We start from the raw sequence: 19,259 nt of genomic DNA, 5'->3' as shown, positions 1-19,259 counted from the left end.
AAACAATATGGGAAGTCACCGACGTTTTTCGCTCAGCTCGGCAATTTTTTAGAATTTCTCTGTCACAAACCCCTCAGTCCAGTGATCTTTCCCGATTTCGTACTCGGAAATGTAAAATCCGGATTCGTCGAGGTAAGTTGGTGAATTCTCTTCAATGATCTTTGGCATATCTCGAAAGCCAAGTTGGCTTGCAACACGACCGACAGCTTCCTGGGCCGCTCGTCGTGATTCATAAACGCCAACCATCTTCACGCACTCTTCGCCACCGTCGTGAATGTGGAGATGTTGAACAAGAAAGACCGACGAAGGAATTTCCATGATTTTTTGGCTGCAATCGCCTACACCATCACGAAGGCGTAAGTGCCCTTCGTCATGGACGACGACCCGGTGGGCGTCAGCGAAATCGTCGGTTCTTCGGACGAGATAATCGGCAATTGCATGGTCAAGGTTCAGTTCCAAAAGTTCAGGGATTCGCCCGAGATTCTACCGGACGGACCGGGCCGAGGACAGTCCCATACGCCGTTGCACAGTGTTCCGCCGAATGATTCTCTGATGGGAACCCTGTCTGGCCGCTCGTAAAAACGGTCTGACAAGCTGACTTTGGTCGCTGTATGCTGTTTCCGTCACGAGTTCACGACAATCTGGACGGTTTTCCAGACAGGCTGTTTCGTTTCCGGGATTCAACGATGCTCGCTCACGTTCGATCGATTCTGATGGCGGCATTGCTTTTCTCCTCCGTCGCCATCGCCGAGACAAACAACGACGAATCCAAGGCATTTGCAAAAATCCTGCTTCTGGGCGGCCACATCAGGCGAGATGAAGCATTGCCGGGGCGACCCGTGACGACCATTTATTTTGACGGACACGGGAAATTCAACGAAAAGCATCTGAATCTTCTGATGCCATTCTCGCATCTGACGACTCTGGTCTTTAGCAATTTCAAGAGCTCTCAAATCACCAGCGCCAGGTTGAGTGATCTCAGCGGACTCAAGAATCTGACATCCCTTCACTTCGAAAACACCGAGATCTCGAACGAAGGGATCCACGAACTGCAGGAATTAAAAAATCTGACGACGTTATCTCTTCATACGACCCATGTTACCGACGCCGGATTACGTAACCTTCGCGAGGTCTCGAAGCTGACCACATTGTCGCTGAGCGGGAACTCGATCAGTGACGATGGATTCAAGGAACTTGGCGAACTGAAACATCTCTCGTCGCTGTCACTGCGGCTTGAGAACATTGATGACGTGCAGTTGGATGAAATCAGTAAGCTCGAAAATCTAAAGACGCTGAGTCTTCACGTTCCTTCGATTACCGACTCTGAACTCAAACAATTGAGGACCGTCAAGAACCTGACGAAGCTTTTTCTGATCAATTCGAAGATCACGGATGCGGGGCTTAAGCCACTTCTGGACCTCAAAAACCTGACGGACCTTGATCTCTCTAGTACACAAATCACGGATGCCGGACTCAAGGAGATCGGACAACTCGAGAACTTGACCAGTCTCTATCTTGAGGGTTGCGGCGGAATTACGGATGTCGGATTTCGGGAACTCCGAAACATCAAGAATCTCAAGAGGCTCGCACTCGCACGCTGTGGGATCACGGATCTCGGCATGAAAGGGCTTGGCCAGCTCAAGAGTCTGGAGTTACTTGATCTCTCGCGCACGCCAATCACTGATCATGGCATTCAAGAAATCGGCGGGCTGACGAACTTATCGACGCTTTGGCTTCTCGGATCGAACATCACAGATCTTGGATTGAGAGAGATCAACGGTCTCGAAAATCTGAAGGAACTCTATCTGAAGTCGGCTTTCATCACCGACGCCGGAATGAAGGAGCTTGGAAAATTTCACAACATGAACATGCTCCATCTCATTCAATGCGACGGCATCACGGACGCGGGATTGAAAGAACTTCGGGACCTGAAAAAACTCTCGATGTTCGAACTCTATGGTTGTCGAAACGTGACCGATGCTGGAATTGATGAGCTCAAAGAACACAAGCAATTGACGATTCTGAATGTCGGCGCGACGCAAGTCACCGTTTCGGGAGTCAATAAACTAAAGGAGCTTCTGCCCGATACACAAATTCTAAAATGACACGACGAATGACTCGTTCTTGAGCAAGGCCAGGATGATGATTTCATTCACCTGCGAAATCTTGGCCGCAGGTACGGTTTTCGGCTGACTGCGTGAAATTCACTTGGTGTTCGCCGCAACCGTCCACCGCCCGAAGAGAGGGGGACGATTACATTTTCCCGGTTCCTTTTGGAATCCGTCGGACATCGACCAGAGGGCCCCTTCCCTTCTTCTGCGAGAAGATGAGCCAGTCTCGGGCCTGTGAACGGTTAAGAATTCGCCAAGTCTGTGCTACAGACGGAGACGTCGGCGAGTTCTTGCACTGGCGCCTCGTTCGAGGCGACACAAAGTGTTTTTTTTCTCAAAGTCACAATGTGTTGTGGTTGTCGACTCAGAATTTGATCATCTTCAACGCGTTGATCGTCTTGTTGTGTATGTGATTGTTGTTTCAGTACTTGTGTTGTTTTCGGATTGATGCTCATTTGAGCCTCTTGAGCGAGATGTTCCCTTCGCAGCCTGTTGAAGTAAGGGAGACAGGCACCTTGGAATTCACGATGTCATGGTGTTGATGTCATGGTGTTTTTGAATCGGACTGGAGCCAGTTCCCGTCATTTCAATCGCCGTAACCGAATACTGTCCGAAGAGAGAGGGACAGTCACACTTTCCCGGTTCTATTGGAATTCACAGTGCATCGACGAGGGTCATCTTTCCCTTTACTGCGGGAAAATGAGCCAGTCCCCGGTCTGTGTCGGGTGACGCGATTCATGATCGGCCGCCTGCTGACACCATCTCGAATCATACGATCTTTGCGTATTGTGTCAGGACCAACTCGAACCAATCTTCCAAAGGATTGGAAGACTCGTGACCGAAGACGCCCCTATTTCACTAGCCCCGCCCCGCCCAGTCTGTACTTCGTTGCTTCAACACGAGGTTAATACATCGTAAAAGTCCGAGTGTTGCCGAAAGCGAGCATGACCATACCGTCAATCGTCATCAGGACAACCACGATGAAATACCATCGCCAGATGGTCCTGCCGGGTGGGTGGCTGGTGGCCAGTAATCCCGCGAGGATGACGGCGGGAATCAAGTAGGACAGCAGTAATGCGTACGGCCTGGCCATGAGGTAGTCTGGCGAAAATGAACCTGCAGACATCCCGAGCGCGCGGATGAGTGGCATCACAACATGCGTTCGCAGCCACTCTGCGGGCAAGAGTTTGGGGAGTTGAATCAGGGCGAGAATGGGTAATTCGCCATACCAGTAGCGGCCCGCAAACGGAATCGTCACGCTACTGATGATCAAATAGCCTGCGATCACCTGGAGCCGTCGCACCCAGTTCAACAATTCGGATTGTTTCTCAATGATAAGAGGTTCGGTCGTGATCGATACCATTGGCTTGTCAGGAGCGATCATTGTGAGTAACTCCAACAAACGAGGATGTGAGGTCTGCAATCTCTTGCAGCGTTACGGACATGTCATTGTGTCTCGAGGGATTCACGATACCAGTCTGCAGTGCGAATCGAGCCGGCGCGAATCACGATGGTGTCGGCGCAATGGTCTCCCAGGCGGCGATGTTGGCTTGAGAGCCACATGAAGGCGATTGCCGGAATGGGCGTCAGGAGGAAGAAGAAGTCGAACGGGCACAGGGCGGTGCGGAGGCTCACTCCGAGTAATCCAGGGTGAGTCAATGTGGAGCTTGCCGTTCGCGTCCCGAAAAGCCACTTCCCCAAAGTGATCCCGCGGTAGGCCTCAACGATCCATTTGAACCCGCAGACGACCAGTGCCAAACCGATCCACCTGGCGTAAAATCCGGCTCCGTCTGAGAGGGATCGAGTCATCGTGGTGAGCATCTGTTCGAGGTAACGATCAGAGACCAGTTCCATTCGATTCACCATCCCCAGGCACGCTTCTGTGAAATAGTGAATTTCATTCAGTTGATCCGCAGTACGTACGTCGTCGGCATCCGTCCAGGGAACTCCCGAGACGGCGGTCAGCCCGTACCACACGGCAATCAGCGTGACGACGAAAACCAGCAGATCGATTGTCGCTCCGCCGACGCGTCTCCAGATGGGGGCAATCGTGGCCGTATGCATGTCACATTCATAACGGGAGCGTGGTACGTCAATCGCGAGGCATGCCGACGCGACAAGCATGATCAGATAGTGCAGCATCCAGGCGACAAGCAGCCCCGCGAGCAGGTATTGCCATCGCACGATGTAGGCCCCTGCCCCACCGCCGAAGGACAAGAACGCCGGCTGGATCGTATCACCGACGATTCGGCGAAACGCCACCGAATTCCAGTGGTCCGCCAATTCTTCGATGAGGTATGCCGTGCCATCGGACGGATCAACAACGGTCAGGCAGTTGGTGTCGGGGTTCAGGCCGTCCAGATCCCGAAGTTGCCCATCCGCGCCGCGGCGACAAATTCGGGTGGTCGCAAACATCCTTTGGGAGTTCAGTCCTGAAAAGCTCAGTAACGGTCCATTCGCATCGGATTCAATGGACTGAATCGAGACGTTGAGTCTGGCGGATTTGCCATTTGGCATCATCGTGGTGGTGAGTTCCCAGTCTGTGGCGTCAGGTGTCGGTTGATCAGAGTGTCGCGCCGGCGGCGCATTGTCCTGATTTTCGACCAACGGGAAGCCGCGACGAACGAGATGGCGGGTTTTGAAGGCTCCAAAGGTGGGATGCGCTCTCCAATTGGACGTTAAGAACAGAATCACGCCTTGCTTGTCTTGAACGACATTGAGAAAGAGGGACTGATCGTTTTCGACTTTCGGATCGGCGTCCTGCACTGATTGGACAAACTCTGGCTCGTCGCTCCAAATTTGACTTTCAGTTGGCATCAGTATCTCTGGGCCCTCGATCCAGTCGCCGTCGACGAGATGAATCAATCGAAACCGTGCTTGGTCCTGCCGCGAGATGAGTGTCAGTTTGTCATCGAATCGAAACAGATTGGAGCAGGACTTTGTGGACGGCGGTGGAAAGCTGCCGATCGGGATTAAGGTGAGCTGATCATCGACGACTTTAAAGATGTCACGGGAGTTAATGATGTAGAGTTCATTTCCGATGACAAGCACGCCCCGGCTTTGGTCGGACTTTGGAAAACCCGTCTCGTGGATGACGCCGGTTTTGAGATCGATTCGCTTGATTGAATACTCAAAGCTCGACGCATGTTCTTTTCGCTGGGAGGAAATGAACCAGGCTTGTCCCTCTTTGATGCAGTTCATGCCGAAGATCTTGCGTTCGGTCAGACGTGCCTCTGCGCGAAGTCCTGCAAACGCGTTTGTGAACGACCACGATGCGACAAGGCTGGGCAGATAGAGGCTCAGGCCAGCGATTGCCGCGAACGCAATCTTGCGAGCCGACCAGGGTCTCGTCTGGTTCGTTGATGACGACATGAAACCTTTTCTGTGGAAACGGAGTGACCGTCATTGTTGAATATCGATGGGTGGACAACCCGAGACGAGACGTGAACGCTCGCAGGTTGAGGTTAACGATCGCGCGGGGGCGATTCAAGACGTGGCGTCTTCTTGGTGCGGACCCGTTTCAATTCCTCAATGTCGCTCACAGGCTGGGGACTGACTCATTTTCCCGCGGCAATGGGAAGAATGACTCGGGCGCGATGGACGGTGAATTCCAATCAATCGGGAAATTGTGCCTGTCCCCCTCCCTTCGGATTGTGAATGTCGGCCATCAGTCCCTCTGCGCGAACACCGGACGATCAATTGCGATGGCTGTTGAAGAACCGCTATGTTGAGCGACGTCTCAGTCAAGACGTCTCTCTCGTGGTGCTTGTGATGGTCTATTCCGTTCGCCGCGGATGGTGGAAACCGTGGAATTGGTCGACGCGAAGGTGGTTGGTCGCGATCGTCGTGTCCATGCTGTTGTGTCCCTTCGTGGTGCGTTGGATCTGTCTTTGGCAGGTACCCGACGTGGCGTTGCCGTTTGTGGTGGACGACGTGATTGGCGTCGAAGTGCCCACAAATGACGATGCGTTTACGGCGTATGCCGTCGTGTTTCAGGCGCTGGGGACCAAGTCGAACGCCTGGTTGTTAGGTGCGGTTGATCAAGCGACCAGAGCGTATGATCCTCAATGGGATGAACGTCTCGATCAATGGTTTGCGTCTCATGAGAACATTCTTGCGCAGTTCGAACGCGCCAGTGAGATGGAACGAGCGCAATGGATTTCGCCGAAAGTCATCCATTTCAACGTGCATATCGCGCCTCTCCAGAATCTGCGCACGCTGGCCAGGCTTCCCGTGGCGGTGGCCCTGCGATGCCAGCGATCTGGCGAGTTGGAGCAGGCTTGGAAATGGTATCGCACGGCCCTGCGTTGTGCTGGGCATGCGCAGAAGCCCGGCGTGACGGTTGCCAATGGGAGTGGCCGCTCGATCCGGACCCAGACCTACTTCGCGATCGCGGAATGGGCCGGTCATCCTTCGTTAACCGCGGAACGATTGCGAGCGGCTCGCGTAGAACTGGCCCAAGATGCATCCACGCGAATGATGCCATCCGACGTGATGAAGGTGGACTATTTCATGATCAAGAATACGACCGAACGCGACTACTTTCCGAATCTTCTGTATCCCCAGTGGGAAACCGCGTCGTTGCACGAACAAACCTTGTTGATTGGGAAACGGTTTTATTTGTGGACGATTGGTCAGCCTGACGTTTCAATGCGGCTTTGTCGTCAGCTTATGGTGAACAATCTGGATCAGATCGACCTGCCGCTGCATCGTCGTCGGAGTGCATTGCGTCCGGAGTATCCGATGGTCTTCGAGCTTGATCCCGAACAGCGTCACGTTTGGGGGCAATTGAAAGCCGAGCAACTTGTCGGAACATTGCAGAGCCCATTGGGTCAACACCTGATCGAGATTGAGCTGTTTACGGATCTCGGGCCACAAAAGGCCCACCCATCCGATCTGGATCGAGCCCACCGATTTGGGGAGGCCCATGTGTCGATGATCGATCTGGTGCTGGCGGCTCAGGAATTCCAACGAGTTCATCACGAGTTTCCCGCCAGCCTGCAGCAGTTGGTTCCCGAATTTTTGGATGCCGTGCCGTTTGATCCGATGAGTCCCTCCGGGGCACCCATGAACTACCGTCATGAGGTTAACGGGGATGTGGTGATCTGGAGTCTTGGTTACGACCAGACAGACGACGGAGGCGACATTGAAGGGAAAGAACCCAAAGACGCGGGTTATCGAATTCGGGTGAACTCGCCGACCGACCGGTGAAATGCGATCTCTCGTTAGTCGTGATGCCACTTGGTTGAGCGGCTGGGGACAGATTCTGTTCTGGAATTGCTCTGCCCGGCATCGTCGATTGATTCGAATCGACATTCACGACGAGCGTATCGGCGAGCCGGTCGCCCAGACGTTGTCGGCTGGCGGACATTGTCATGCTGAGTAGGGCTGGGATCGGTGTGAGCAAGAAAGGGGCGTCGAACCAGTCGATCACCGTGCGCAGCAGTGCGTGGGTGAACGCGCAGGGCCGTAATGTTGAACGGAGCGTCTGAATTCGTAGCAGCCACTTGCCGGGAGTGAAGCCAAAACGGCCTTCGATGACCACCATGAACCCCAGCAGAACGAGAAGTTCGAGAGCGGCCGTCGTCAAACTGGTTCGGCGAAGGACTATGAACGAGTGGATTGCTTCGATCGACGACAGAACGGCATTTTGGAATTGTTGTTGGAATTCAGGCCACCCATTTCGCGTTCCCCAAAACAGGGCATTTTCGTAAGCGAACAGGTGGTTGGAAATGATCTCTTCGCTGACCGGCGGCAGCTCAATCCTGAAGAGCGTGATTTGTAATTTCGCGAGCAGAGTGATCGAACCCGCGAGCAGTAGCAGGTCGATCGCTTTTGCCAGAGCGCGTCGCGTGGGCGAAGCGAGTTGCACTTGTTGCTGACCGAACGCGTAATCACCGGATTGTCGACCACGAAGTAACCAAGTGGTGCCGCTGACCAACAGACCGAGATGCAGCAGCCATGCGAAGCAGACTCCGGCGAAGATCTGTCGCCATCGGGCGAGGTAGGCCGCAAAGACACCTTGTGAAAGGATCTGTGGGGGGCCGACCACATTTCCCTCGATTCGGTGAAGTGCTGCGCTGTTCCACTGAAAATTCTGATCGAGAAGGTAGGCAACTCCGTCTGCTTGATCGACCAGGATCGTGCGACTGAAATAGGCTTCCTCACTCGGCTCGTTGAAACCCTCGAGATCGATCCAATGTCCGGATCGGTTCCGCCGTACCATGCGTCCCATCGCGACATCGGAAATCACGATGGGACCGTCGTGATCACAGCGCATTTCTGCCCAGATCTGGTCGTCTCGGCCAAGGAGAAAATTGGGATCGTACTGCGGGGAGCCGTTCGGAGGGGTGTCGTCGCCGGAATCCACAAGATTTTTGATCGGACGAATCGGTTCCCAGCCATTCGCATTGTGATCAGAGGGCGTCGGGGTGAGGTTCTCTGGTGATGAGGCGGATGCAACATCGTGTTTGTCAGCAACAAAATCAAAGCCTTGCCGGTAGGCGGAAAAGTGACCGTTAAGCTCGCGAACAAACAGATGGATTTGTCCCCTGAATTCGATCGCAATCAGCCAATACTGATTTCGGGACGAGGCTGTTTGCTGCGATCGCTTTGGCGGTCTCAATTGGATGCCAGTTTGCGGGTCATCCCGCCATTGACTTCCTCGTGGGGGCAGCCGGATCGTAGGGCCCTCAACCCATTGGCCGTCGATGAGGTGTTGCAGTCGGAACTGCCCCTGCTTCGTTTCCATCACCGTGGTCAGGTGCCCTTCATAGGAAAAGAAGCTCGAAAAGAAACTGGTGTGTCGCTCTGGCAAATCGGCGACCTTCCGAAAATCGCCGTCGACCTTGAGGAAGATCGCCTGTCCAAAGGCATAGAGTTCTTTATTCAAAAGTAACGGGATGTAATACAGATTGGTGGCCTCCGTTCCCACATTCCGGGTTTCCCCCGTCTGAATGTCCATTTGCTGAATCTGCGCAGCGACTGGCGCGGCGTATGCCCGATTGACGTATCGTCGCGCGGTAAACCAAAGTTGGTGATCGTTGAATGCTCCCGGGTGTAATGGACCATTGTAGGTGGTCTCACGCCCGGTCGGGTGTCCGAGCGGTTTTCCGGACATCGCGTAATAAACTGACCAGCCGACGACGGCTAGCGGCAGTCCGAGACTCAACAGGACGATCAGCACGAATGCCGCGGCGCGACGCATGGCGAGTGAGCGATGGTTGATTGGCGGGGACATCGAACGGCTTCCGGTGAGATGCAAGCGCATTCATTCTGAGGTCGCAGTATACGATAAGCATGACAAAGCGTCTTGTTTAGGGCCTTGTTTTTTAACCGTCAATCCACAACGGATTTCTGGCGACCTACCCTTTTCCGTCGACCGCACCTGCAGGAATCGCCGATTGTCGGTGGCTTCACCACAAGTGACTCGATTCCTATCGCGAGTATCAGGGCTATGTTGATTGCCAAAACATCTGCTGTGTAGCGATTTTCACATGGCGAGTGCGATTACCGATGAAACTGGTTTGGTCCGGCGATATCCAAGCCGTCTTGATGTCGGTCTCGATCCCTCGATAGAAGTCGCGATGGCGATTTGATCCTGTTCCGAAACTGATCGTGGCGGGCACGTGTGATGCGAACCAAGTCCATTGATTTCTTGCGAGCCATTCTGTTCCTGACAATCGTCTCGGGGTGTGCCTCGTTGCCCTCGACCGAGAACAAGTCACGACAGGAATACGGGACGATCGAAACCACGATCTCGCAGTATGACGCCTCAAGCACGAAGTGGCCTGGATATTGAGTCGAGCGTGGATGGCGTTCAGACGCACCGACCAGTTGAGGACTGCCGCGGTATTGACCGCTCCCAAGACCAACACAAAGCTAGGACTGTACCCGGCCAGCGGAAGGATTGCTCGGGTCGATGGACTGTGGATTCCCATAAACCCGGGAAATGTGCTTGTCCCGCTCGCTTCGGACTGCGAGCGGTTACCAATTTCCAGACTGATCTCTCGTTGGGACGACGAAGTCCTGTTCAATCCCGTCGACACCGAACACTTGTTGAAATGCTTCGGTGTATTCCTTTCTCACGATGTCCGCACCGAACATTCTGGACAATCCCAAAATCAGCAACATGCCGATCGGTAAACCCACATTAAACGGGGTGAAGCTGTCAGGGGACTGTGTGAGGATCGAGATCCAGATCAGGAACCAAATCAGGACAAACGTTCCGATCATCACCATGCGAAACTTGTTGGTTCGGAGTTCGACGATGACCCTAGTCTCCTGTCCGTGTCGTTCCATTCGCCCGATTGCAATCGGCACGAGAGGCGTTACCAAGGGGGAGCTTGGTAACGAGGGAATCCAATGAGCCAGTCCCTGGCCTGTGAACGATGACCATGCTTTCTCCAGATCGCAAATGTGCGGGAGGGACTTTGGCCGGTTTCTTGCAAGACGTGCAACACGGTCGCCTCTCGTTACCAAGCGGGAGCTTGGTAACGAGAAAATTCCTGGACGCGTTCATGCGGGACCTTGGTGACGAGAGACGAGGGGCTATGAGGAACAAATCTTCGAAAAAAGATTTGACAACTTTGTCTGACATGCCTACTGTACTACCTGTCTAGTACACTACTCGATGCGGGGTGGTCATGTTTTTCGAAATCAATCCCTCGAACGGTGTCGCGATCTTTGAGCAGATTGCGCGGCAGGTGAAGTATGCTGTGGCGAACGGGGCGCTTCGCGCGGGCGAGCTGGTGCCTTCGGTGCGCGAATTGGCAACGCGGTTGGCGGTGAATCCGAATACCGTGGCGCGGGCCTACCGAGACTTGCAGGCAGACGGGTTTCTGGAGGCGATGCGCGGGGAAGGCTTGCGGGTCACGAAGCAGGCGATCGAGCGCAGCGGCAAGCATCGAACCAAACTACTCCATGAGCGGATTCGACAAGTCGTCGTCGAGGCGAAGCAAAGCGGTCTGACGGAAGACGAGTTTTACGCGCTGGTCGATCAGCTCTGGAAAAAAGAACAGATCGAGGTCTGATCTGACATCTGTTGCGAGCATTCGATCTCGCGCGGCTTCGACATTTCTAGCACAGTGACATTTCTCACACAGTCATCACTCGGAATTTTGCCCTGAAAGGTTGCCGATGACAGCCCTCTTCGAATTTCAACAGGTGACAAAACAGTTCGGCCGACAGACGGCGCTCGATCGCGTTTCGCTGACGGGCGAACGTGGCGAGGTGGTGGCTCTTTTGGGCGAGAACGGTGCCGGCAAGACGACGGCGCTGAAGATTCTGCTCGGGCTGATCAAACCTGATGGCGGTTCGTCACGTGTCTTGGGGCTCGACAGCCAATTGCATGGGGCCGAGATCCGGCGTCGGGTTGGCTACATGCCCGACCGCCCTGCCCTATATGAATGGATGACCGTCGCGGAAATCGGCTGGTTCGCCGCAGGATTTTATCCGCTTGGTTATCAGCAGCGGTATCAGCACTTGATCCAGAAATTTGAATTGCCGAACGACAAGGCGATCAAGAATCTGTCTAAGGGCATGCAGGGGAAAGTGTCGCTGGCCCTGGCGATGTCGCATGAGCCGGAATTACTTGTGCTGGATGAACCGACGTCGGGGCTTGATCCACTGGTGCGGCGTGAGTTTCTGGAAAGCATGATTGATGTGGCAGCGGGAGGCCGCACCGTGCTGCTGTCGAGTCATCAGATGGTGGAAGTGGAGCGGGTGGCCGACAAGATCGCGATCATTCGCGGCGGGAAGCTGGTGCTGTTCGAGTCACTGGATGTCCTGAAGAATCGTGTCCAGGAAGTCATTATCACATGCGATATGATGGAGACGATCCCCCCTGACCTGCCTCCCGGGGCATCACTGTTGGGGGCTCAGCGACTTGCCCGTCAGTGGCAGATGCTGGTTCGTGATCTGGATGAACTCGGGGCTGCTCAACTGGTTGACGAGGCCAGTCATCTGGATGTCGAGATTCGGACGCCGTCACTGGAGCAGATCTTCGTGGTCTGCATGAAGTCGGACGTTTTAATTGAGTATGAATCACCCCCCGACCGCGTCGCGGTTCGCTGATTTGCATGCGAATGATCCTGCTCACTTCCTCATTTTCTCGACGAGGCAGTCATGTTTGCAGTACCTGTGGGGCGTATCCTTTGGAAAGAATACCGGGCTCAACGCACGTTGTGGCTCGCGTGTGCCGGGCTGGGTTGTCTCATTGAGATCTTGATCGCCTGTTTTGTCGGCAACGAAAAAACGATGATCATGTCAGGTGTCCCTGGCATTCTGGCGATGTGTTACGGGGCCGCCTGTTCCGCGGTCTTGTTCGCTGGCGAACGTGAAGAACGGACAAGTGACTGGCTATTGAATTTGTCCGTACCACCCGCTGCGCTCGTGGTTGGCAAGTTTGGTTTCGCCATTCTCTCAACCATTGCCTTGCAGTTGGTGATTGCGATTCCGTGCGTCGTGATGCGACCTGCCGGGATCACACCTCAACACCTTCAGACGTTCTTCGTTCCGTTCGGACTGCTCGGTCTGGTGTGGATGTTGCTGGGTTCGCTGACAAGTCGACGCGTCTTAGTGTCAATCGGCGCGATGGCGATGTGGTGGATTGTGACGTTCCTTCCCATCATGGCACTGTCCTCGAATTTCTTTTTTCAAGATTCATCGAATCAACGAACACAGGCCATCGGGATTTTCGTCGTTGATTTTCTGTTCTTCGCAATTTTTGTGGTGGATGTCGGGGTGACATGGCGTTGGTCGCAGGGGCGGTATTGGGATGGTTCCATCGTTGATCGACTCCAGCAATGGTGTGCCGAACGGCTTAAAGCCTTGCCTGGGCGGCGATGGAAAGCCCGACCCCTGATCGGGCGAATTGAGAACGAGCAGTCGTGGCGTCGCACCTGGCAACGGTTGATCTGGCACGAACGACATCGCGAGTCCCTGCACCTGCTTCTTTTAGCCGTTGGATGTCTTGCGGGATTGACGATTCCTGTGGACGGCTTATTGAGTTTTACGCACCGGGCCCACCTTGTCTGGCTAGGAATGCTGGCGTTGCCGATGGCGATGGGGGTCCTCGCGTTCGAGCCGTCTCGAGCGAAGCCGCAAGGTTCGTTCCTGATCAATCGCGGTGTGTCACCGGGCGTCGTCTGGCTGGCAAAGAATGTCGTGTGGTTGGCACGTGCCTTCTGGATTCCAGGGATCATCTTTGTCGTTGGATACTGGTGTGAACGCAGCGCCGATCCTCTGCTTGGAGGCGGCTCTTCGCAGGGCACCCATCCGCTTCAGGAGCTATATCAGCGGATGATGACTCGCCCCGACCTGGCGGTCTGCTATGTCCTGCTGTGTTACGGATGCGGCCAACTCGCAGCCACACTGGTGCAGAGCGCGATTCTCGCGGGGGCGTTTGGGGTGGTTCTTAACCTCATCGCGGCGTCATGGCTGCTGTCGACCGATTGGCTGGAACTGCCGCTCTGGTGGTTTTGGGGGATTCCGATCCTGGCATGTCCGCTCATTTCGTTTTGGCAGATGCGACCTCGGATGCTGGACGATCAATCTTGGATTCGTCACGGCACGCTGGCTGCGGCCGTGGTCGCGGTTCCGCTCGTTCTATTGATTTCGCTCAGTGTCTATCGTGTTCACGAAGTGCAGGTCCTGCCACACGTTGATTCGACTATGAGAATCCAGTCGGGAATTCTGTCTCGCGAGTTGATCGCCGCGAGCCGACCGTCGCCGGATGACATTGCGTTTCGAGACCGGGTTGTGCAGATCCTCCAAAGTCGAGGTGACGATCGTGTTTTTGCGGATCAGCTTGTTGTCCTTTTGAACGGCGAGCCGAACGTGCTCCGTATTCCATTTAAAACGTCGTCCGCTTCGTACGAGTCGACCATCACGGCTCTCAGATCGGCCATTCTTGTTCGTGCGAACGAGCAGATGCGAGCTGGTGAGCGGGACAAATCACTGGAAAGCCTGCTCGCGACGTTGAAGCTGGCACGGCTGTTGGCGAAAGACCAAGTATTTTACGGGAGTTGGACGAAATGGTCTGGCTCGCAGTTTGATGTGCTGGATGCTCTCGTCAATTGGGCCAATTGCCCGTTTCAGACACCGGCGTCGATTCGGGAAGGAATGAAGCTGACCGAAGCAGAACTCACGCTGTTTCCCACAGCGACAGAAGCGATCATGGCATCGTATCAACACGATCGAGAAGTGACGGATGCGACTTCGATCGGCCAGATCAATGACTATGTGATGGATAGCACGCATCTGATTCCGCTAACCGCTCCCGATCTGATTGGGATTTTGTACTTTCCATGGGAAAGAGTACGAATGAAGACCTTGATGGAACTCGAGGCAGAGTTCTTGTTTGCAGGTGCCTGGGGCCTGGAGACGCAACTCAAGGATCTCAGCTCTCATGCCGCTTCTCAACCGGACGTTCAATCCGTCCATCCGTATCAGAATCAGAGACAAATGTTTGCAGCAGCTTACGCCGTCCGGGATCGTAATCGCAAAATGATCTTGCAGCGTGCGACGGAAATTCGAGCGGCGCTTTTGCGGATCGAATTAATTGCATATCGATTGGAGCATCAGACGCTTCCCACGGAACTAGTGGAGCTGCTCGAAACGGCGAATTCGTTGAACATTGTCGATCCCTGGTCCAACCGTGCGTTCGAATACTATCCGACAATGATACTGAGCAAGGGTGGACGCGGGACGGCACTGGTACCGGTTTCGGCGACCCATGTTCAGTTCAAGAATGAGGATAACAGCGACATGATCCCGGGGATGCCTCCCCTGACGCCGCAGCAAGTTCTGGAGCCTTCGGCGATTGAGAGACTCGTCCCTTCGCCGGAAGCGCACACTCGAAAGTTGGAGTGGATTCGCCCATTGAGAGCATTGTTCCTGATTCCCGAGCAGATCAAGGTGCCCGTGGAGCCGTAGTTGCCGAATCCGTGTTTGCCCCATGGAATCAGGGGCAATTCGAATCGCGTGTCGGTTGAGTCCTGCCGTCCCTTGAGGACGGCGTTTGGTCGTGGTCTGTGACCCAGGGGAGCGATCGAAACGCTCGCACCCCTGGGCTTGTACACGTCGGGCCTTACAGGCCCGAGGAGTGAAGACGCACAAATCGTGATCGCAGCTTCCGGCAGTTTGCCAAACATGGTGACCGAGACGGACAACCGAAGTGTGTTTACTCGCTCGGCTTGGGAACGTCGCTTGCGATCTAGGAAAAGCAAAGGTCTTGGCAATTGGCCGGGCTCGGCAACCTCACGTTGAATGGCACAGGCTGTTGAGATTCAAGATGCCCGTCAGTGGCCGTTTCCAATTCCATTTCCGCCGTTGCCGTTTCCATTCTCTGATTTTTGGCGAACACAGTCGACGAAGTAGCGGCGTTTGCCGTTGCTCACTTCTTCCACGAGTCCGTGAATGTCGGTGTCGAAGCCGGGGAACTTTTCGTTGAACATGCGCGCGAACTTCAGGTATTCGACGATCGTTCGGTTGAAACGTTCACCCGGGATCAGCAGCGGGATGCCGGGTGGATACGGTGTGAGCAGCACGGCCGTGGCGCGGCCTTCCAGCTGGTCGATCTCGACGCGATCAATTTCGCGATGGGCCATCATGTCGAACGCGTCCGAAGGCTTCATCGCGGGCATCATGTCGGACAGGTACATCTCGGTCGTCACGCGGGCGACGTCGTTATTCTTGTACGTGTCGTGAATCTGCTGGCATAGTTCTTTGAGGCCGATCGCCTCGTAACGCGGATACTGCTGGCAGAATTCGGGAAGAATTCGCCACATCGGCTGGTTCTTGTCGTAGTCGTCCTTGAACTGCTGAAGGGCACTCACCAGCGTATTCCAGCGGCCCTTCGTGATGCCGATCGTGAACATGATGAAGAACGAGTATAGCCCCGTCTTTTCGACGATGACCCCGTGCTCGACCAGGTAACGGGTCAGGATCGAGGCCGGAATCCCGGACTCGGCGAATTTTCCGCTGACACCGAGGCCCGGCGTGATGACCGTCGCCTTGATCGGGTCAAGCATGTTGAAGCCCGGCGCCAGGTTGCCGAACCCGTGCCAGTCTTCGTTGGCTTTCAGCAGCCAGTCGTCGCGGTGCCCGATGCCGTCTTCGGCCAGTGAATCGGGGCCCCAGACGGTGAACCACCAGTCTTTACTACCCCATTCGTCGGCCACCTTGCGCATCGCACGTCGGAAGTTGAGTGCTTCGACGATCGATTCTTCGACCAGCGCCGTTCCGCCGGGCGGTTCCATCATCGCGGCCGCGACGTCGCACGAGGCGATAATCGCGTATTGCGGCGATGTCGAGGTGTGCATCAGGTACGCTTCGTTGAAGATGTTGCGGTCGAGCTTTTGCGTTTCCGACTCGCGCACCAGGATCTGCGACGCTTGCGAGATTCCCGCCAGCAGTTTGTGCGTCGAATGCGTGGCGAACATCATCGATTCTTTGGGGCGCGGCCGATCCTTTCCGATCGCGTGCATGTCGCGATAGAAGTCGTGAAACGTGGCGTGCGGCAGCCAGGCTTCGTCGAAGTGCAGCGTGCCGATCTTGCCGTCGAGCAACTGCTTGAGCGTCTCGACATTGTAGATGATGCCATCGTACGTGCTTTGCGTGATCGTCAGGATCCGCGGCTTGCGTTCGGGGTGCTTGGCCTGAGCGGCTTTGGCGAATGGGTTGGCTTCGATCTTCTTCTGGATATTTTCGGGGCGGAATTCTTCCAGTGGGATCGGTCCGATGATCCCCAGATGATTTCGCGTCGGCGTCAGAAAGACGGGGACGGCACCGGTCATGATGATCGAATGCAGGACCGATTTATGGCAGTTGCGATCGACGACGACGATATCGCCCGACGCGACGGTCGAGTGCCAGACCATCTTATTCGAGGTGGACGTTCCGTTCGTGACGAAGAAGCAGTGATCGGCGTTGAAGATGCGCGCGGCGTTGCGTTCGGACGCGGCGACGGGGCCGGTGTGATCGAGCAACTGGCCGAGTTCTTCCACGGCGTTACAGACGTCGGCTCGCAGCATGTTTTCACCAAAGAACTGGTGGAACATTTGTCCGACGGGACTCTTTAGAAATGCGACACCGCCGGAATGGCCGGGACAGTGCCACGAGTACGATCCATCCTGAGCGTAATGGACGAGCGCACGGAAGAACGGCGGCGCCAGGCTGTCGGTATAGGCCTTCGCTTCGCGGATGATATGTCGCGCCACGAATTCGGGCGTGTCTTCAAACATATGAATGAAGCCGTGCAGTTCGCGCAGAATATCGTTGGGGATATGGCGCGAGGTGCGGGTTTCGCCGTAAAGGTAGATCGGGATTTCGGCGTTGCGGCGGCGAATCTCTTCGATGAACACACGCAGGTTGACGATGGCGGGGTCGAGTTCCGGGCCCGGCGTGAATTCTTCATCGTCGATCGACAGGATAAATGCCGAAGCGCGGCTTTGCTGCTGTGCGAACTGGGACAGATCCCCATAGCTGGTGGCACCGAGCACTTCCATGCCTTCGCCTTCAATGGCGTTCGCCAGCGCGCGAATTCCCAAACCAGATGTATTCTCGGACCGAAAATCCTCGTCGATGATGACGATTGGAAATCTGAATTTCATCGTGCATGAATCTCTTGAACGGCGCCCCGCCTGGGCATCAAATCCTGAAGATCGAAGTCGAGCGCCTTTCGTGACCCGATCTCACGGTCGATGATGGTATTGAAGGAACGGCCGGATTGTATACCCCGCACAGGCACGGATCAGAGAAATTCGGTTTCATCGCCGAGCCGTGGCATGCTCAAGATTTCATTCCACGACTCGGAATGCGTCATTTTTCTTGAAGACCGTGGGGCGACCTCCCCCCTGCCCTGTAAACTCCAGGTGACAGTCGAGCAGGACACCTAACGTGGCGTCGGAGGGGATCTCGATTTCGGCCGATACGAGATTTCCTTGTCGGGAGATCGTCTTCGCTTCGTAGGGACCGATCTGGACCCAGGAGGGCTTGCCGTCGGGAAGACGATGACGCGTGGCCGTTACGGCGTTCAGTTCCAGCTGAATTGTGTGCGTTTTTCCGCGTGAGGCGGTTCCCGGGCGAACGGACGCGAGAACTTGATTCATGGTCGTGCCTGGCTTGGCGTTGTTCTCGATCGCTCCCTGCCGTGGCCGCCGCAATTCATGATTGTTCGAGGGTTCGACGACGCCTGAATATCCGCCCAAAATATAGGGAAAGCGACCGGGCGTGACGTGGTAATGATAGCCACGGATTTCGTCGGAATGGCCATTGCAGACGTCGAGCCCCTTGCCGCTGTCGGCGTCCAGATCTTTGGCCAGCACACCGGCGGACTCATAAGGACCATAGACCGGAAAACCGTCGAAGGCGAACCCGATGACGGGCGAGTGTTGTTTTCCGTTGTCAGTGAACGGCGATTTCACGCAGCTTGGGTACTTGTGATAGTGGTAGATCCCATTGGGGGCGGGATGACCGCAGCACGAATCCAGCCAGACCTCGGAGTATCCCTCGACGGCGTTCATGCCTCCGGCTTCGAACGGGTTGAAGAACACGACTCCATTGAGAGCGGTTCCAATCGGACCCATCGGCAAACGCGTGATGGTGTTGGCCAGTTTTGGTTCGAGTGGCAGGCGAAATGTGAACTGCTGAATGCGGATCGAATTGGGGTTATCGCTATTCGGAAAGATGGCCGTGGGATGATTCGGGTATCCCTGGCTTTTCATGATCAGGCACTTGTCGTCGTGACTGAGCTTGATGTTCTCGATGCCATCGTTGTTGGAATCTTGTGCGTGATACGAAAACAAATCGAGATAGCGATCGTCGTCCCGGTAGAGGTAGATGGGCTTTTCGCGGTTTTGGTCGTTGATGTACCAGCGACCGCCAATCGGTTTCAGATGGGCGGGCTTTTCTTCGGCGGATGTCACGAACGCGACGAGTTGGAAGACGAGAATCGCCGTCCCGACGAAAATGGGGCGGACACGATGATTCGTCAGCAGGTCATCCATCGTCACGGATCTCGGAATGTCGTTTTCAAAACGCTGGAAATCGACGCTTCGGTTGAAGACCACGAAACTGCGCCGCCACGTCGTGTTCCATCAGATGCGATCGTTCTACGAAGATCGCCACTGCTGGACGCAGCCAGCA

Annotated in this window: 12 protein-coding genes; 5 read left to right on the top strand and 7 right to left on the bottom strand. The window is 55.1% G+C overall.

The annotated features are described in order from the left end of the window. Window positions 1-48: 48 nt before the first annotated feature. Window positions 49-318 carry a DUF7336 domain-containing protein gene (locus tag OSO_RS0129970; protein WP_040592707.1) on the bottom strand — a complete coding sequence of 90 codons (270 nt, stop codon included), beginning with the start codon at window positions 316-318 and terminating at the stop codon, window positions 49-51. Window positions 319-686: 368 nt separating this feature from the next. On the opposite strand from OSO_RS0129970, the gene OSO_RS0129965 reads away from it, so the two are divergent. Beyond that, a complete protein-coding gene (locus OSO_RS0129965) occupies window positions 687-2,105 on the top strand; it encodes a leucine-rich repeat domain-containing protein (protein WP_162130571.1) in 1,419 nt (472 codons plus the stop codon). 910 nt (window positions 2,106-3,015) lie between these two features. Here the strand turns inward: OSO_RS0129965 and OSO_RS0129955 are convergent. From OSO_RS0129955 to OSO_RS0129925, 3 genes are all read right to left on the bottom strand, one after another. Then, window positions 3,016-3,495, bottom strand: a complete 480-nt coding sequence (locus tag OSO_RS0129955; RefSeq protein ID WP_010586633.1) for a hypothetical protein — start codon at window positions 3,493-3,495, stop codon at window positions 3,016-3,018. A 62-nt stretch (window positions 3,496-3,557) separates the two neighbouring features. Beyond that, the gene (locus OSO_RS0129950) at window positions 3,558-5,483 is read right to left on the bottom strand and encodes an RDD family protein (RefSeq protein WP_010586632.1); all 1,926 of its coding nucleotides are present in this window, start codon (window positions 5,481-5,483) and stop codon (window positions 3,558-3,560) included. A gap of 1,714 nt (window positions 5,484-7,197) precedes the next feature. Further along, the gene (locus OSO_RS0129925) at window positions 7,198-9,351 is read right to left on the bottom strand and encodes an RDD family protein (RefSeq protein ID WP_157605531.1); all 2,154 of its coding nucleotides are present in this window, start codon (window positions 9,349-9,351) and stop codon (window positions 7,198-7,200) included. 393 nt (window positions 9,352-9,744) lie between these two features. Here OSO_RS0129925 and OSO_RS51065 point away from each other — a divergent pair, with 393 nt between their 5' ends. After that, window positions 9,745-9,912 (top strand): hypothetical protein, encoded by a 168-nt coding sequence (locus OSO_RS51065; RefSeq protein ID WP_157605530.1) that lies wholly within the window; start codon window positions 9,745-9,747, stop codon window positions 9,910-9,912. A 185-nt stretch (window positions 9,913-10,097) separates the two neighbouring features. Here the strand turns inward: OSO_RS51065 and OSO_RS0129910 are convergent, their stop codons facing one another. Further along, complete coding sequence (locus OSO_RS0129910; protein ID WP_157605529.1) at window positions 10,098-10,352, bottom strand: hypothetical protein; 255 nt, start codon at window positions 10,350-10,352, stop codon at window positions 10,098-10,100. 404 nt (window positions 10,353-10,756) lie between these two features. On the opposite strand from OSO_RS0129910, the gene OSO_RS0129905 reads away from it, so the two are divergent. The 3 genes from OSO_RS0129905 (at window position 10,757) to OSO_RS0129895 (ending at window position 15,047) form a co-directional block, all read left to right on the top strand. After that, the gene (locus OSO_RS0129905; protein ID WP_010586626.1) at window positions 10,757-11,143 is read left to right on the top strand and encodes a GntR family transcriptional regulator; all 387 of its coding nucleotides are present in this window, start codon (window positions 10,757-10,759) and stop codon (window positions 11,141-11,143) included. A gap of 106 nt (window positions 11,144-11,249) precedes the next feature. After that, window positions 11,250-12,185, top strand: coding sequence for an ABC transporter ATP-binding protein (locus tag OSO_RS45735; RefSeq protein WP_010586625.1), 936 nt, complete (start codon window positions 11,250-11,252; stop codon window positions 12,183-12,185). A 51-nt stretch (window positions 12,186-12,236) separates the two neighbouring features. Continuing rightward, window positions 12,237-15,047, top strand: a complete 2,811-nt coding sequence (locus tag OSO_RS0129895; RefSeq protein ID WP_010586624.1) for an ABC transporter permease — start codon at window positions 12,237-12,239, stop codon at window positions 15,045-15,047. A gap of 365 nt (window positions 15,048-15,412) precedes the next feature. On the opposite strand, the gene OSO_RS0129890 is transcribed toward OSO_RS0129895, so the two are convergent. Then, complete coding sequence (locus tag OSO_RS0129890; RefSeq protein WP_010586623.1) at window positions 15,413-17,725, bottom strand: arginine/lysine/ornithine decarboxylase; 2,313 nt, start codon at window positions 17,723-17,725, stop codon at window positions 15,413-15,415. A gap of 186 nt (window positions 17,726-17,911) precedes the next feature. Next, complete coding sequence (locus OSO_RS0129885; RefSeq protein WP_010586622.1) at window positions 17,912-19,120, bottom strand: YHYH protein; 1,209 nt, start codon at window positions 19,118-19,120, stop codon at window positions 17,912-17,914. Window positions 19,121-19,259: the final 139 nt, after the last annotated feature.

Source organism: Schlesneria paludicola DSM 18645 (assembly GCF_000255655.1).
Classification (GTDB): domain Bacteria; phylum Planctomycetota; class Planctomycetia; order Planctomycetales; family Planctomycetaceae; genus Schlesneria; species Schlesneria paludicola.
This window is presented reverse-complemented; position numbering and strand designations above follow the sequence as displayed.

What these genes read in the sequence shown, in the direction of transcription:
- OSO_RS0129970 (WP_040592707.1), bottom strand. Translation starts at nt 318, where the DNA reads ATGGAAATTCCTTCGTCGGTCTTTCTTGTTCAACATCTCCACATTCAC.
- OSO_RS0129965 (WP_162130571.1), top strand. Translation starts at nt 687, where the DNA reads ATGCTCGCTCACGTTCGATCGATTCTGATGGCGGCATTGCTTTTCTCC.
- OSO_RS0129955 (WP_010586633.1), bottom strand. Translation starts at nt 3,495, where the DNA reads ATGATCGCTCCTGACAAGCCAATGGTATCGATCACGACCGAACCTCTT.
- OSO_RS0129950 (WP_010586632.1), bottom strand. Translation starts at nt 5,483, where the DNA reads ATGTCGTCATCAACGAACCAGACGAGACCCTGGTCGGCTCGCAAGATT.
- OSO_RS0129925 (WP_157605531.1), bottom strand. Translation starts at nt 9,351, where the DNA reads ATGTCCCCGCCAATCAACCATCGCTCACTCGCCATGCGTCGCGCCGCG.
- OSO_RS51065 (WP_157605530.1), top strand. Translation starts at nt 9,745, where the DNA reads ATGCGAACCAAGTCCATTGATTTCTTGCGAGCCATTCTGTTCCTGACA.
- OSO_RS0129910 (WP_157605529.1), bottom strand. Translation starts at nt 10,352, where the DNA reads ATGGTGATGATCGGAACGTTTGTCCTGATTTGGTTCCTGATCTGGATC.
- OSO_RS0129905 (WP_010586626.1), top strand. Translation starts at nt 10,757, where the DNA reads ATGTTTTTCGAAATCAATCCCTCGAACGGTGTCGCGATCTTTGAGCAG.
- OSO_RS45735 (WP_010586625.1), top strand. Translation starts at nt 11,250, where the DNA reads ATGACAGCCCTCTTCGAATTTCAACAGGTGACAAAACAGTTCGGCCGA.
- OSO_RS0129895 (WP_010586624.1), top strand. Translation starts at nt 12,237, where the DNA reads ATGTTTGCAGTACCTGTGGGGCGTATCCTTTGGAAAGAATACCGGGCT.
- OSO_RS0129890 (WP_010586623.1), bottom strand. Translation starts at nt 17,725, where the DNA reads ATGAAATTCAGATTTCCAATCGTCATCATCGACGAGGATTTTCGGTCC.
- OSO_RS0129885 (WP_010586622.1), bottom strand. Translation starts at nt 19,120, where the DNA reads ATGGATGACCTGCTGACGAATCATCGTGTCCGCCCCATTTTCGTCGGG.